This is a genomic window from Clostridium tarantellae, assembly GCF_009295725.1.
Taxonomy (GTDB): domain Bacteria; phylum Bacillota; class Clostridia; order Clostridiales; family Clostridiaceae; genus Sarcina; species Sarcina tarantellae.
The window spans coordinates 1-570 of the sequence record NZ_WHJC01000623.1; the positions used below are offsets into that span (position 1 = coordinate 1).

1 protein-coding gene is annotated in these 570 nt (G+C 33.5%); it reads right to left on the bottom strand.

Annotated features, from left to right (window positions below):
* A partial coding sequence (locus tag GBZ86_RS16670; protein WP_207707492.1) for a phage major capsid family protein occupies window positions 1-570 on the bottom strand: 570 nt, incomplete at both ends.

Sequence of the window (570 nt, forward strand, 5' to 3'; positions counted from 1 at the left end):
TTAATTTAGTTATGTCAAAAATTAAGAAGGAATCATTATCTTTTGGCTTTCCTGTGGCATATTGTTTTACTAAATATGTTCTTTCATCCTCTAGGAATTTATATTCATCTGAATACTCTATTTTTTGTCCTGAACCAATTCCCATAAAATAATCCTTACCCATACCAGCTATTAATTTTCCCTTTGGTACTGCTACAGATTGAATTATTTCACAGGGTATAGGCATAACTCCATGTACATAAGTACCTTGATTAGTTAAAAAGGTAGTGGCACCAAAGATTTTTTCCCAATAATCTAAGGGATTTACTAAAATTAATACTGAAGGAACTGCTCTTTTACCCTCCTTAGTTAATGGAGCCATTATGCTTTTTCCTAAAGTGCTTGGCTTTAAATCATTTAAAGGAGTAGCAGTTTTATCTGTATAAACTCCTTCTGTTACTGCACCCTTTAAGTTTTTAAGCATTCCTATAGGTTGTTCCTTTCCTGTACCTGCCACAATAGCCAGTTCTAAAGCAATGGAAACTGATTCACTTAATACTACTCTTACATACTTATCAAGCCACTGTGCTC